The sequence below is a fragment of the Rhodohalobacter barkolensis genome (genome assembly GCF_002834295.1).
Taxonomy (GTDB): domain Bacteria; phylum Bacteroidota; class Rhodothermia; order Balneolales; family Balneolaceae; genus Rhodohalobacter; species Rhodohalobacter barkolensis.
Genome location: NZ_PISP01000002.1, coordinates 44,518 through 58,436, shown reverse-complemented (window position 1 = coordinate 58,436; position 13,919 = coordinate 44,518). Strand labels below are relative to the sequence as shown.

9 protein-coding genes and 1 pseudogene are annotated in these 13,919 nt (G+C 45.4%); 3 read left to right on the top strand and 7 right to left on the bottom strand.

Annotated features, from left to right (window positions below; all coding sequences use genetic code 11):
• Nucleotides 1-111: 111 nt before the first annotated feature.
• The 3 genes from CWD77_RS07920 to CWD77_RS07910 all read right to left on the bottom strand — a co-directional run bounded on the left by CWD77_RS07920 (nucleotide 112) and on the right by CWD77_RS07910 (nucleotide 6,786).
• Nucleotides 112-2,412 (bottom strand): penicillin acylase family protein, encoded by a 2,301-nt coding sequence (locus tag CWD77_RS07920; RefSeq protein ID WP_101073032.1) that lies wholly within the window; start codon nucleotides 2,410-2,412, stop codon nucleotides 112-114.
• A 182-nt stretch (nucleotides 2,413-2,594) separates the two neighbouring features.
• A complete protein-coding gene (locus CWD77_RS07915; protein WP_101073031.1) occupies nucleotides 2,595-4,184 on the bottom strand; it encodes an N-acyl-D-amino-acid deacylase family protein in 1,590 nt (529 codons plus the stop codon).
• Between the two features lie 109 nt (nucleotides 4,185-4,293).
• Entirely contained in the window at nucleotides 4,294-6,786 is a 2,493-nt protein-coding gene (locus CWD77_RS07910) for a S9 family peptidase (RefSeq protein ID WP_101073030.1), read from the bottom strand.
• Between the two features lie 168 nt (nucleotides 6,787-6,954).
• On the opposite strand from CWD77_RS07910, the gene CWD77_RS07905 reads away from it, so the two are divergent.
• Nucleotides 6,955-7,512, top strand: a complete 558-nt coding sequence (locus CWD77_RS07905; RefSeq protein WP_101073029.1) for a hypothetical protein — start codon at nucleotides 6,955-6,957, stop codon at nucleotides 7,510-7,512.
• Nucleotides 7,513-7,648: 136 nt separating this feature from the next.
• On the top strand, nucleotides 7,649-9,283 hold the full coding sequence (gene argS / locus CWD77_RS07900) for an arginine--tRNA ligase (protein ID WP_101073028.1): 1,635 nt from the start codon (nucleotides 7,649-7,651) through the stop codon (nucleotides 9,281-9,283).
• Between the two features lie 169 nt (nucleotides 9,284-9,452).
• Here argS and tnpA read toward each other — a convergent pair.
• A pseudogene (gene tnpA, locus CWD77_RS15790) lies at nucleotides 9,453-9,899 on the bottom strand (IS200/IS605 family transposase).
• A 186-nt stretch (nucleotides 9,900-10,085) separates the two neighbouring features.
• On the opposite strand from tnpA, the gene CWD77_RS07890 reads away from it, so the two are divergent.
• On the top strand, nucleotides 10,086-10,301 hold the full coding sequence (locus tag CWD77_RS07890) for a hypothetical protein (protein ID WP_101073027.1): 216 nt from the start codon (nucleotides 10,086-10,088) through the stop codon (nucleotides 10,299-10,301).
• Between the two features lie 655 nt (nucleotides 10,302-10,956).
• Here CWD77_RS07890 and CWD77_RS07885 read toward each other — a convergent pair.
• The 3 genes from CWD77_RS07885 to dnaN form a co-directional block, all read right to left on the bottom strand.
• Nucleotides 10,957-11,760 (bottom strand): class I SAM-dependent methyltransferase, encoded by an 804-nt coding sequence (locus CWD77_RS07885; protein ID WP_101073026.1) that lies wholly within the window; start codon nucleotides 11,758-11,760, stop codon nucleotides 10,957-10,959.
• 100 nt (nucleotides 11,761-11,860) lie between these two features.
• Nucleotides 11,861-12,649, bottom strand: a complete 789-nt coding sequence (locus CWD77_RS07880; RefSeq protein ID WP_101073025.1) for an SAM hydrolase/SAM-dependent halogenase family protein — start codon at nucleotides 12,647-12,649, stop codon at nucleotides 11,861-11,863.
• A gap of 6 nt (nucleotides 12,650-12,655) precedes the next feature.
• The gene (gene dnaN, locus CWD77_RS07875) at nucleotides 12,656-13,771 is read right to left on the bottom strand and encodes a DNA polymerase III subunit beta (protein WP_101073024.1); all 1,116 of its coding nucleotides are present in this window, start codon (nucleotides 13,769-13,771) and stop codon (nucleotides 12,656-12,658) included.
• Nucleotides 13,772-13,919 lie beyond the last annotated feature (148 nt).

Genomic DNA, 13,919 nt, shown 5'->3' with positions numbered 1-13,919 from the left:
TGTAGTGAGGTTCATTAAATAATCCTCAAAACAAAAAAACCTTGGAGGTTTTCAAAACCTCCAAGGTTTTTATACCCATCTGACCGCGGGAAGCGGTCTGACGGAGACACTTTATTTCACACCGGGCCGATACTCACGAATCAGCTGTTTTTCTACATCTTCATCCGTAAAGGCAACCGGAGTCATCTCATTATTGGTGAAGATCAAAAGCTGATCATTGAAATGAGGTGAATCTTCTTTGATACTCTGTCCATAAGCCAGCACGGTGTAGGCTCTTGGAATTTCACCAAACTCAACCGCAAACACCCAGCCGTCGCCGCCACGTACCTGTAACTTCTGATCATCCTCTTCATGATCTGTAAACCAGATCACCCTGTAACAGCCAAGCAGGCCTGTACAACCGCCAACCGGCAGGTCCAGTTCGCCAATCACCGCACGGTGGACTTCGCCCCATGGTAAATTCCAGTGGCCGTAACGATCCTTGGCCTCTTCAACCGCCCATTCAAACGACTCGGCTGCACGTTCAAAGTCCGCCAGTCCATAGGGGGTCTTTACCGGATCATCATACGACCAGGGTTGAGTAAACAATTTCTCCGGAGTTGCCGAGTATCCAACAGATTCCGGAGAGCTCTGAACTCGCTGGCTGTCGGCTGTGGCAGAATAACGGTTCCACCAGGTTTTAAAGAGGACTCCACCGCGGCTGTCTCTTGCAACAGTATTGTCCCATTCTCTCATTAGCTGAAGAGCTTCGGCAATTTCACCCTCCGGTTCCGTCTGTTCAACGGCGGTAATCAAATTAGCTTTCACCCGGTCGGCCATCAGCATTCGTTCACTGTGTTTAAGCTCAACTATATCCTCCAGGGAGAATTTCTCATCATTATCAATCAATTCAAGAGAGTGCTGACTGCGAAGACGCAACTGTGGTTCGGGGTAGAAAGATGGGTAATCTTCGGGACGCAGTATTTCATTCATATTCGTAAAATGAAACGTGTCATTCTCGTTCCGCAGATATCCGCCTTCAGGATTCTCGAGCTGGGGAAGCATCTCCCAATCGGTAAAATCGTGCCACATCTCATCCGATGAGGTCACGTGAAATGCGGTTGTATCCCCTCCGGCTTCATGCGGCCGTTCCGGCATGCTCGCATTCCAAACATAAAAGATATTTCCATCGGCATCCGCATAGGTCAAATTGGATGATACCCGCGCGCGCATGTGCATCGCCTCTTTCCATTCATCCAGATTTTGAGCCTTCATCATCTTGAAAAATTGCTCACCTGTTCTGAATTCACCGTCACCGGCCGACTTTATTACATAAACCTTTCCGTCTTCCCGAAGGATGACCGGCCCGTAAGGTGTAGACCAAAACTCCCGGGTTTCTGTACCAGTTGCTTCACCGTATTTAAACTCAACAGAAACGGTCTCCTTTTGAAGTGGAACGGACGCTCCATCCAGTAGATAGTGATCAGGACGTTCGGGATCAGCTGTGAATGAATAGATCTCATCCAGGTCGGGACTGTTATTTGTGGTTGACCACCCAAGCTTTTCATTAAAACCACCAATGATTCCTACTGCCTGACCAATTCTGAAATCACCGTAAAAATTGAACTTACCCGGCACTTTCACTTGAGCCTCATAATATCCAGCATCCCAGGAGAGATGGGGATTTCTCATCAGAATGGCATTCCCTGATGTGGTTCTCTCGGGCGCAAAGGCCCAAACATTTGACCCTACATCCGGATGAGGTTCTTCGGATTTTGCGGCCAGTCTGGCCCAGACCGTTTGATCTTCCAGTAGGGAAATTTCATTCAACCTGTCGCCCATTGCAACTTCATTATCCTCTCGTTCCCTTTGTCTTTCAAAAGCCGATAGAAACCGCCGAATGGAACCGCTGCTTGGAGAAACTATATTTCTGGCATGCACATCGTACGCCGTGTAGTGAGGCTTGACCCAATCATCAAATTCATCAGGATGCATCTCAATATAGCGGTTCACACCCTGGGCAAATCCACTGATAAAATCACGTGTATCTTTTTCAAGGGCAGGCCAGGTTTCAACCGCACGTTTGTAGTCGAGCCGGTTTGAGGCATCGCTGTCTATAGCGGATGACCGCTCTGATCCGGTCAAATTATTATATTTCGCCCACTCACCGCGAGACTTCAGCAACAATTCTGCAACTCGATCACCGTGATCCTCCATCTGAAGGAATCCAAGAGCAAATCCGGCCGCTTCCAGGTTTTCGGCATTCATATGCGGTACGCCAAATTCAGTCCTCCGGATCACAACCTGTTGAGACAGATCATCCGGATCGGTTTGTGTTTCGATTTGCTCATCCGGATCACCGGAAGACGATGAGGTTGCCCCGCATGAAAACAAGCTCAACGAAATAATAATTATGGTAAGTAAATATCGCATAGGGATGGTTTGATGTTAATTGAGAACTAAGGTGAAAATTCCCCCTTTGAAGGGGGAAGAGTCCGCCAAATGGCGGGCCAAGGGGGATGACCTGCTATGTACGAACTGAGTTAAAAAAATTTAGATTAAAACATTAATTTGGTTTATATCATCCCCCATACCCCCTTCGAAGGGGGATTTTTTTAATCAAATTTATTAAAGAGAACTTTTCCTACGAGCTCCTGCTGGTATTCGCCGGCTTTCATGGCAAACTTTCCGCCAATCAACACATACTCAACACCTTCCGAGAGTTGATGAGGATCGTCAAACGTTGCTTTATCCTGAATTTGCTCCAGATCAAAAATTGCTATATCCGCAACCTGTCCGGATCGAATAACACCTCTGTCGTGGAGGTTAAATACTGATGCCGACAAGCTGGTCATACTTCGGACTGCGTACTCCAGATCAATGGCTCGCTTCTCTTTTACATACATTGATATTTTTCGGGGAAATGAACCGTAATTCCTTGGGTGAACAACTCCATCGCCCATTTCAACCAACCCGCCGTCAGAACTTGTCATCATCCATGGCTGCTTCATAAATCGGGCAACATCATCTTCATGCATATTAAATGAGACAATTTTTGGATTCTGTTCTTTTATCATGTTCAGAGCCGCATCAATTGCATTGGTGTCCATCTGATCAGCTATTACATTCAAGCGAAGACCTTCAAGTGAACGGTCTGCAGAATAGTCAGCAATCTGAATGCTCTCCGCACCTCCTCGCCTGACCAGGTTTGCCTCCATTTCAACTTTAATCTCGTCGATCAATTCCGGGTCATCCAGTCGCTGGAGCATCTCGGTTCTTCCGCCTTCACGTGCCCAGGCGGGAATCAGAACAGCCGTCAGATTTGTTGAAGATGCCGGATATGGATATTGATCGGCAAAGACTTCAACACCACGATCGCGCGCACGCTCAACCCGGCTCACAACCGCTGCCGAATATCCCCAAACTCCCGTTCCCAAAGCTTTAATGTGAGAAACAATTCCGGGAAGTTCGGCTTCTTCAGCAACCTGAATCACTTCATCCACAGAGTAGATCAGGCCAACATTGTAATCCGATTCATCGCGGATATGGCTGCTGTACACCCCATTATATCTTGAGGCTACTTTCGCCAGTTCAATCACCTCTTCGGTTTCGGCATAGGCGCCGGGAGTATAAAAAAGACCACTTGAGAGTCCGAAGGCTCCGTTTTGCATTCCCTCTCCCACAATCGATTTCATCTCTTCGAGTTCATCCGGTGTTGGAGCACGATCTTCTTCACCCATCACGCGACGACGAACAGATCCATGCGGGACAAATTGAGCAACATTCACCCCCAGCCCATGCTCTTCAAGTGAACTTCTTTGTCCGGCGATATCTGTACTTCCGCCACCATCCGGATTTACCATCACCGTGGTAATACCCTGCGCAAGCAAAGGCCTGCCATGACTCAATGACTCCGATGCCAGTCCGGATCCCGCATGTGAGTGGACATCAATAAAACCCGGTGAAACGTATAGACCGGTGGCGTCAATCACTTCATCAGCCGTAACGTTATCCGATTTACCAACCCAAACAATCCGATCGTCATTAATTCCTATGTCTGCATAGTACCAGGGATTTCCTGTACCATCCAGCACTTTTCCATTCTTGATAAGGATGTCATAGTTATGGGGTGTTGATTGAGTTTTAACGCCAATTGGTTGAGTAAACCAACTGATTAGAAATACAAGAAGAGTGAACTGTTTCATATCAAAACTATATCTATGGAAAGATTATGATAATTGAGCTTAATTATATCTATGGAGCAAACTAAAAAAGCCTGACGGAAATGCCAGGCTTTTGTAAATATCAGTTTACTTACTTTACATGAACATCCAGCCAGTCGACCCAGCGAGTCCACATATCGAGCAGTGTCTCTTCGGCTGCAGGTCCGTGAGCTTCGTGCGGATACCTGTAAAGTGCAGCTGTTTTGCCGAGTCCGTTCAGTGCATGAAACATTCTGCGTGAGTTCGTTGGCCAGGTTCCGACATTCTGATCCTCCTCGCCATGATACATCAGTAGCGCACCGTCCAAACGGTCGGCCCAGAAAATCGGAGACATCTGCATATACCGATCCATTCCTCTCCACAGATCACTCCGCTCACGCTGAAAACCAAGCGGTGTAAGCGTTCGGTTGTAGTTACCGGAACCTGCAATTCCCGCTTTAAAGAACGAGGTGTGAATCATCGCATTGGATGCACCGAATGCTCCGTAGCTGTGACCGCCAATCGCCATTCGGTGACGATCCACATATCCTTTAGCTTCGGAGCTGTCAATCACGGCAGTGCTGTTTTGGACGATACTCCATACAAAGTTGTCATTCGACGTGCCGCTCTCACCCATTATCGGCCAGTCGGGCTTCAGAACCGCATAACCCGCCTTTGCCATGATATCGGCCGTACGGGCTCCGATTCTCGGGTAGCTGTTCTTGTTGTGCCGGCGTAAACTCTCGTTATAATCTTCCTGATCATCATACTCACGAGGGTAGTGCCAGATAAATCCCGGCAGCGGCTCACCGTCCCATTCCGGGGGCATCACAATTTCCATCCAAAATTCAATCCCGTCTGCACGAGTCACTTTAAACCGATCTCTTGGTGCCTGGGCAAGAGCCTCATTGTAATCAGTATTTTCAGTGAGTTGAGTGCGTGAACCTGAGTTTACATCTACGTACCAATAATTTGGGAACTCATCAGAAGATTCACGCTCGATGATAATCTCATCTGAATTTGATGTCAGAATCGACTCCACAGATTCATAATAGTCAGCCGCACTTTGAAAAATTCGCTCACTGTCACCCGATTCGATCTCCACACGGTCAATAAATGGCCGGGGAGCCTCTTCCTCAACATCCTCAAAGTATTCCGTTCCCGTAAGGAAAACGTGCGACTGTTCATCATTCAGACGAACGGCCCATTTACCGTTGGGTGATGTTTGATAAGAAAGATTTCCGGGATTGTCGTAAAAGTCGTCCGTATCGTATCGATAGATTTGATACGTCTCCTCTGTGTTGTCGGAATAAACAGCAAACAGTTCTTCATTTCCATTTCTTCGCTGGGTAATGAACAGTATTTCACCATCATCCGAATATGCAACAGACTGCATTTCACGTTCAGACTCAAAAATCACATTCTGATCGTTCTCACCGAACGGTGGCAGCCACTGAATGACGCGATCCGCAATTTTTGTCTCATCCGATTCCTCTTCCTCCTCTTCAGGGTTCTCATCTCCCTCTTCTTCATCCTCCTCTTCGGGCTTCACTAGCAGGCTGAGGCCATCTCCATCCGGTCGCCACTGAATATTTCTGCGGCCGTTATCTTCCATGTACTCTTCATCCGAATCGCCCTCATTGGCTTCGCTTGAACGTAAAGTAACGAGTGACTCCCCATCCAGATTCCAAACTTCTTCGGTCCAGCCAAAACGGCTTACCGGAACGATGTAGGAGAACGGTTTCTGAACGGTCTGTACAATTACATGATTTCCGGATGGAGCTGCATCGACATTTCGAATCATCGCGGGCGAACCGATATTAGTTACCCTTCTGTTTTGAGTATCAATTTTAGCAAGCTGCCCCGTGATATAGTACTCAAGCAGTTCACCTTCAAACCTGTCTTCGAGGAGTGACTGATACGTTCTCAGGCTGTTTTTCCCTTCTGTAGTAGAGCGAACAATCAGTTCTGCAGGCGTATCCGGACGAACCGGCTCACTTCCGCGCTGTTCAGGGATCAGTACTGTGAATAGAGACCGGCTGTCGGACGCCCACTGAATGGAGTTGTGCATCGTTGCTAAAAGCGGTCTTCGTGTAACCCGGCTCGAATTTCCGGAATTTAAATCCGTTACATAAATATGTGTGGCATCCTCTGTATGACCAAGCCACGCAATCTTAGAAGCATCCGGTGCCCACTCCACATTACTAATGGTTATATTGTCCGGAGTTTGCAGCTCTCGTTTATCTCCCGATCTCACATCCACCAGTTCTAGGCCGGTTGTGGCGCGCTGGGTTGTCAGCGACCGAACTCGATTGGCGTTTTTATCGATCTGCAAACCAGCAATGTTGTAGTACGGTTTGGCAAACTTAGAAAGCGGGCTTATACCCGATCGCTTTCTGTTGATGACGTAATTCCCATCGGGACTAAACTCATCAAATGACACATTCAAATGATTTGGTGCAAGAATTTCTTCAGAAATTTCTTCCGGCGGGGTGAGGTACCTATCGTTGAAGTCAGGAGACTGTTGGGCTTGCAAGGCAATATTAAAGCTCAACAACAAAATGGATGAAACAACCCAAAAAACTATTCCGTTAATCTTATTCATATACTGAATTTAGTTATTGTTTATACAATCATCTTTTTCACACTACAAACAATCACCCTAACAGACAATTCTAGTTTACATTTTTTTGCTTAACTTTTTGTGGCTTCCATTTCTATCAAAAAAAGGGTACAATTTCAATGAGTTAGGCGCACCAAAAATAAACTCACTATGCAGAAGATATCTGACTTCATTTTTTCTTATCCGCCAAACCTTCAGGAGCTGGACCTGGCCACCATGGTTAGCATGTACCGAGACAGAGGTGAACCCCGGCGGGCTGCTCCCGGCAAGTATTTAGCATGTGCCATTACAAAAAAATTATTAAAGGAGGCAAAATGGTGGTTCGGCCTCTACTACAGCCAAACCGCCTGGGACGAACTTTTAACGAAAGGCTCTGAGGGATACCCCTTAACGGAATCGGAACTCAATCTACTTGGTCTTATCGTCGTTTCTGAAGAACCTCCTCACCGGGAGTACGTTGAAAAAAATATCGGTATACTCCCAAAATTGGCTTACCTCATTGTAAACGACATCAAACAGTTTGGGTTTATTCAAGAAGATGAACACGGTTTTTTACGAATAGCACCACGGGGTGAACAGGCACTCCAAGGTATTGCCCGCAGAATTTACGGCAAACGCTTCATGCCGGAGATGCTTCACGCCTATCACCAGGATCCTTCACTCTCTAAAGACGATAAACGCGGAAACGACCAGGCCACTCTTTTTTAATTCCGGTTTCTTCAAGAAATGAGCTTTAAAAAATCATATCTTTGGATCTGAACAAATCGCACCGATAATTTTCAAATATCTCGGTAACGGATCAACTAATGAAGCCGCACAGGCTGTTGAAGGAACAAATACACTGATGGATCAATATCTGCAAGACGCCATTCGAAATGCACTGCTAAATATGGGGCTGAATGAAGATCAGATTCCCGAAATTGTGATAGAAACACCACGCGATCCTTCGCACGGTGACGCCGCAACCAATGTGGCGATGCAGCTTGCCAAACCACTTCGAAACAATCCCCGGAAAATTGCTGAACAGCTGGTTAAAGAAATGGAAACGGACCCGGGTAAAGTCAGCTCAACAGAAATTGCGGGGCCCGGCTTTATCAACTTCAGATTTGCTACCCATTATCTTTATGATGAGCTGTCTGAAATTCTGAAAGCTTCAGAGAACTACGGGAAGTCTGATCAACACAGCGGTAAAAAAATACTGGTCGAGTTTGTTAGCGCCAACCCAACAGGGCCGCTTACCGTTGGTCACGGGCGAAATGCTGTTTTAGGTGATACGGTTGCCCGTCTTTTTGAATGGACAGGTGCTGACGTTCAGCGCGAGTATTACTTCAACAACGCGGGGCGGCAAATGCGTGTGTTGGGACAGAGTGTTCAGGTGCGATACCTGCAGATTTTAGGAAAAGATGCCGAACTGCCCGAGGGCGGTTATGAGGGTGAGTACATTAAGGAGATTGCACAAAAACTAGTTGATCAGCACGGTGATGCTCTTTTAGATCAGGACGACGAATCTAAATTTAAGCAGGAAGCAGAATCCGCCATTTTCGATGAAATTCGAAAAACCCTGGAGCGGATGAACATTGTAATGGACTCCTTCTTCAACGAAAATACACTGTACGAAGATGGCTCCATCGACGAAACCGTTCAGACTTTCCGTAAAAAGAATGTGGCTTACGACAAAGACGGTGCCGTTTGGTTTAAGACCACGGAGTTCGGAAAAGATAAAGACACGGTATTGATAAAAAGCACTGGAGAGCCGACCTATCGCCTGCCCGATATTGCCTACCACGCCAATAAACTAGACCGCGGTTTTGACCTCTGTATTGATGTTTTTGGTGCCGACCACATCGATACGTACCCCGATGTAATGAACGGCATCAGCGTTTTGGGCTATGATAAATCAAAAGTTGACGTGTTGGTGTATCAGTTTGTCACATTGGTAAAAGATGGCAAACCTTTCAAAATGAGTACGCGTAAAGCAAATTTCGTCACGCTTGATGAACTCATGGATGAAGTGGGAGAGGACGTAACCCGATTTTTCTTTTTGATGCGCTCCCCGAACACACACCTGGAATTTGACGTGGCTCAGGCCAAAGAAGCCGGTGAGAAAAATCCTGTTTTCTATCTGCAGTACGCACATGCACGGATTCAATCCATTCTTCGAAAAGTAAATGAAACTACAAACTTATCTGATGATGTTGACCTTTCACTTCTCAAGCATGAAGCAGAAGTTGCTCTCATCAAAAAGATGCTGGGATTCCCTGAGGCCGTTGAACTCGCCACGAAGCACCGTGAACCTCACCGGGTCATTACATACCTGAATGAACTGGCTTCGGGTTTCACCACATTCTATCACGACTGTAGAATTTTAGGAGAGGATGAAGACCTGATGCAGGCCCGAACCGAGTTGGCAAAAGCGACCGCTCAAGTATTGGCAAACGGACTCTCCATTCTGGGAATTACCGCTCCGGATCGGATGTAATTCAAGACCTGTCAGGTTTCCAAAACCTGACAGGTCTAATCAAAGCAATCAGATCGGCTTCAGTACTTGAATACGAATTGCCACGGGCGCAGCAGACAATGTCTGCGCAACCCGTGGGTGAAGAACGAACAAGGCACCAGAACCCTGAAAGGGTTCAATTCTACTCAGGCTAAACCAAATACTTCTCGTTAAAATCTATTTCGTGCTCCTTCAAAAGAGATTTGAACTCCTGCTTCCAGCTCATCGTTTTGTGGTGATCTTCCTGATTTTTAATGTACTCGATCAGTCGAGGTTTATCCCGCACGTGATGAGTAAATACACCATATCCTTTTTACCAACCTTTGAATTTGGGAAACAAATTCTTCCTTTTGATAAAATCACTGCTGGCCAGTTTAATATCCTTAATCAGATTCGCCAGCGAAACCGAAGGGTGCAGGTGTATCAGGATATGAATATGGTTTTCAGTTCCGTTAATGCGGTAAAGATAACACCTATTCTTTTTGAGAATGCCCCAAATGTATTTGTAGAGCAACTCGCGGTGCGGTTTATCTAAATAAGGCACTCTGTTTTTTGTGCTAAAGACGATGTGATAGTGGATTTGGCGATAGGTTCCCATAACAGTAATTTTTGATTTTAAACAATTGAGTCTACACTGAAATGGAACTCAAATTCTGTATTCCTTACAGAATTGAACCCCATTCGGGGTTCTCTCAAGGGATGTGCATGACACCCCGATTTTCAATCGGGTCTAATTACATTCATCCGCCTAAGGCGGATAGGGATTGTATTAAAACCGATTCGTATGTGGTTTTGGGAGAATAAATGGAGAATGATCTATCTGCATTGGAATTTCATTCGAATAAAAAGGCTTGTTGAATTGAAAAGAATACTTTGTGAAGGTTTGACTTCAATAATAGCTTTTAGCTGGGGTACGCTGGTAGACCGATATACATTAGAGCAACCCGAAACTGATGGTTGTTCAGTGAAGATCCGTCAATCGGCGGATCAATACAATTAGGCCCAACTGGAAGTCGGGTTGGAGGGGTAAGAAGAATACATAACTCTGAAGGGATTCAATAGTACTCGGACTGTACCAAATACTTTTCGTTAAAATCTATTTCATGCTCCTTCAGAAGAGTTGTGAACTCCTCCCTATCTTACCAGAATTGAACCCCATATGGGGTTCCCTCAATGGATGTGTATGATGACCCCGATTTTTCAATCGGGGCTAATTACATTCATCCGCCTTAGGCGGATTGATAAAAAAAGGTTCGAATAGAGGAGGGACCATCACGCTTCGGAGTTCAAAGACTAGTCGACCTGGAAAACAGATAAATGCAAATTTGATCTTTGATTATAGTATTAGATGTATGATCGTGTAGGGTACAAGATTCTTGTAAGATCAGGTTTACTCCAAGCTTCAGAAGCAAATGTAGTTGTTTTTATTGGAGAGTTGTCTCAATCCAGATCCGCCAACCGGCGGATCAATACGATTAGCCCCGACTGCAAGTCGGGTAGAAAGATTCAAAGCAATTCAGAACCCTGAAAAGGGTTCAATCTTTCAGATGCTAAATTTCTTAATTCAACCTTTTCAGGGTTGAAGATTTATGTATCCTTAATTCCCCGGGTTGCACCCGGGGCTAATCATGTTGCTTCCCTTCAGGAAGCTGTAATCAGATCGGTCTCAGTTTCGAAAAGCAGACGATTCCTTTTGTAAACTGTTCTTCTACTTTAAAACCGGCTCTTCTGAAGAGTTCGTTACTCTCTTCTACCGACCAAAACTGCAGCCCGCCCCATTCTGCCGAGTCTTGAAATAACCTCCAGTACCAGGAAGCAGCTTTAACAAGATGCATCATAAAAAAAACACCGTCGCTCTTTAAAACTCTCCGGCATTCGTACAGCACTTTCAATTCGTCAGTCAATTCATTCAACGTTCCGCCCATACTCAGTCCATCAAATGTACCGGCAAAAAATGGGAGATCCCGCCCGTCAGCTCTGATCAGAAAGAGATCCATCTGTTCTGCTTCTGCTTTCAATCTCGCCTCTTCAAGCATCACTTTTGAAAAGTCTACAGCAACATGGTGACTTTTCGGCTCACGCTTTTTAAGAGTTCTGGCATAAAGAGCCGTAGAACAACCAACATCCAGATACCATTTTCCGGGTTTTGGATTAATCCAATCCGCCAGCAGTTCCTGTTCTTTTTCTATTGGAAATTCATCACCGGTGAGCAGTGATAGTGATCTTTTTCTCCACAAATCCTCATATACAGAGGCCGTCAGTTTCCAGTGATTTGTGCTCTGTGCCATCGAGTAGCTTTTTTCTTCCGGCAGTAGATCAATAATATTATTCTTTATCGGGTATTCATCACCTTTTGGAGAGGCAATCGTGCCATTAAACAGTGATGACAACTCAGCAGCCTTAATCGGAATCTCAATCACTTCACGATCGTGTTTTGGAGAGCGAACCTGTAATTTCATATTGAATGGAGCTTTTTCATTGATGAACTATAACTTCCTGACATTAATTCTACGAACAGATCTCAGCAGAGTTACAATCCAACTCCAATAGCAAAAATTGCTACTTCTGTATGATTATAGATACCTGAGCTCCTTTCTGCACACCGAGCATCTGCTGAGCATTGCCTTTATTGATCGCAATTTCAAGAGTATCAGAGCTGCCAATATATGCGGCAGGCTCGCCATCGGCTACAGAATTAAACGTTGGTACGATCTCGTCCAGAATAGTATTTCCGGTATAAATCCGAAACTTGGATGATCCAATCGCTTCGTCAATCAGTGAAGACGAAATATTGGTAATCAGATTACCATACCTGTCGATATGCATCACCCAACCCTGGATGCCATCCTTATCTGAAATCGGAACTGCCCAGCGGTAGGTAACCAGTTCCTCAACCGGATCTCCAAGTTCACTGAGGTTTGCACCACTTGCAAGGTGAGCCGCTACCGGTGCAAAAATATCCCTGCCGTGAAAGGTGTTTGAGGGTTCCTTTTTCCAGAAAGTCTGGTTTGTTAAGCGATAAGCTTCGTATTCAAATTCATCGCCAATCAGAGAAAAAATTCCGTTATCAGGACCAACATACAACTGATCTTTAATCTTTACCGCAACGGCATCGCGCTCGGTGCCCACTCCTGGATCAACTACTACAAGATGAACTGTTTTAGGGGGAAACTCCAGAGAGGCATTTCGAACCACCCATGCTCCCGCCATGATATCCTGAGGTGGAATTTGGTGGGAGATATCAACAAAGCGAAGATCGGGATTGATCCCCAGCATCACCGCTTTCATTACACTTACGTAGTGATCCTGCAGGCCAAAGTCTGTTGTAAGTGTAACAATGTTCGACATATTTGCCTATGCATAATTGTTTAGCATCACAGGCATAACGAGCATCAGCATCTCTTCACCTTCACTCTCCTCAACAGGTTTTACAATACCCGCACGGTTTGGTGTTGAGAACTCAAACTTAGCTTCTTCACCATCCACATTAGACAGCACATCAGCCAAATATTTTGCGTTGAAACCAATCTCCATGTCATCAAAACTGTAATCACAGGCAATGGTTTCTTTAGCCTCACTGCTCATATCGATATCCTCGGCACGGATTGTCAGTTTATCCGGACTGAGCTGTAATCGAATCTGCCTCGTGGTTGAGCTCGAAAATACAGACACCCGTTTAACGGTAGAGAGCATCTGGTTTTTGTCTACGGTAAGTTCTTTGTCGTTATCGCGCGGAATAACGGACTCATAGTTTGGATACTGCTCGTTGATGAGACGTGTGATAATAATTGTATTTCCACTCTTAAATTGAGCGTGATCATCAGATACCGTTAAGTCGCAATCTGCACCATCCAAAGCTTTCGAAATAAGGTTTAACGCCTTATCCGGGACGATAAAGGAGACCGGTTTTTCTGATTTCAAATTCCTGTTCACAAACCGGACCAATCGGTGACCGTCGGTAGCTACAAATTTGCTTTCTGTTTCACTGATGTCAAAATAGACACCCATCATAGCCGGACGCAAGTCGTCTGTTGAAACGGCAAACATGGTTTTTCCGATAGCGTCCTGAACCAATTCCGTTTCAGTTGTGAGCGTCATTCCCTCATTCATATTCGGTATCTCGGGAAACTCATCGGCTTCCTCACCCATCAGCTTGTAATTCCCCTTATCTGTCTTGAACTTAACATTGTGGGAAGGGTCCACGTCAAAAAAGACAGAAATATCAGGCAGCTGACGCAGCGTCTCGAGCAGACGTTTTGCAGGAATGGCAACAGCTCCTTCTTCCTCGATTTCTGCATCAATATATTCAATGATGGAAATTTCCAGATCGGTTGCCGTCAGTTTTAACCGCCCCTCTTCAGATTCAAACAGAACGGTTTCTAAAATTGGGAGAGTTGCTTTGCTTGGAACAGCACCAAATACAGCTGCAAGTCCCTGATTTAAATCACTGCTGGATACATTAAATTTCATAATCTGATGTCAATCTATTTTAAATGACTGATAAGTCTCTTTTTTGCAATAAATGCAGGTCAGTTCAAAAGATCTATACTAATAAATCCTGCCTCGTCCTGCAACTGTAAAGTAACGCCTTTAGCAGACAATTTCATTTATTTAGATG

Excerpts from the sequence above, each read along its gene's own strand:
- CWD77_RS07920 (WP_101073032.1), bottom strand. The coding sequence starts at position 2,412 with ATGCGATATTTACTTACCATAATTATTATTTCGTTGAGCTTGTTTTCA.
- CWD77_RS07915 (WP_101073031.1), bottom strand. The coding sequence starts at position 4,184 with ATGAAACAGTTCACTCTTCTTGTATTTCTAATCAGTTGGTTTACTCAA.
- CWD77_RS07910 (WP_101073030.1), bottom strand. The coding sequence starts at position 6,786 with ATGAATAAGATTAACGGAATAGTTTTTTGGGTTGTTTCATCCATTTTG.
- CWD77_RS07905 (WP_101073029.1), top strand. The coding sequence starts at position 6,955 with ATGCAGAAGATATCTGACTTCATTTTTTCTTATCCGCCAAACCTTCAG.
- argS (WP_101073028.1), top strand. The coding sequence starts at position 7,649 with ATGGATCAATATCTGCAAGACGCCATTCGAAATGCACTGCTAAATATG.
- CWD77_RS07890 (WP_101073027.1), top strand. The coding sequence starts at position 10,086 with ATGTGGTTTTGGGAGAATAAATGGAGAATGATCTATCTGCATTGGAAT.
- CWD77_RS07885 (WP_101073026.1), bottom strand. The coding sequence starts at position 11,760 with ATGAAATTACAGGTTCGCTCTCCAAAACACGATCGTGAAGTGATTGAG.
- CWD77_RS07880 (WP_101073025.1), bottom strand. The coding sequence starts at position 12,649 with ATGTCGAACATTGTTACACTTACAACAGACTTTGGCCTGCAGGATCAC.
- dnaN (WP_101073024.1), bottom strand. The coding sequence starts at position 13,771 with ATGAAATTTAATGTATCCAGCAGTGATTTAAATCAGGGACTTGCAGCT.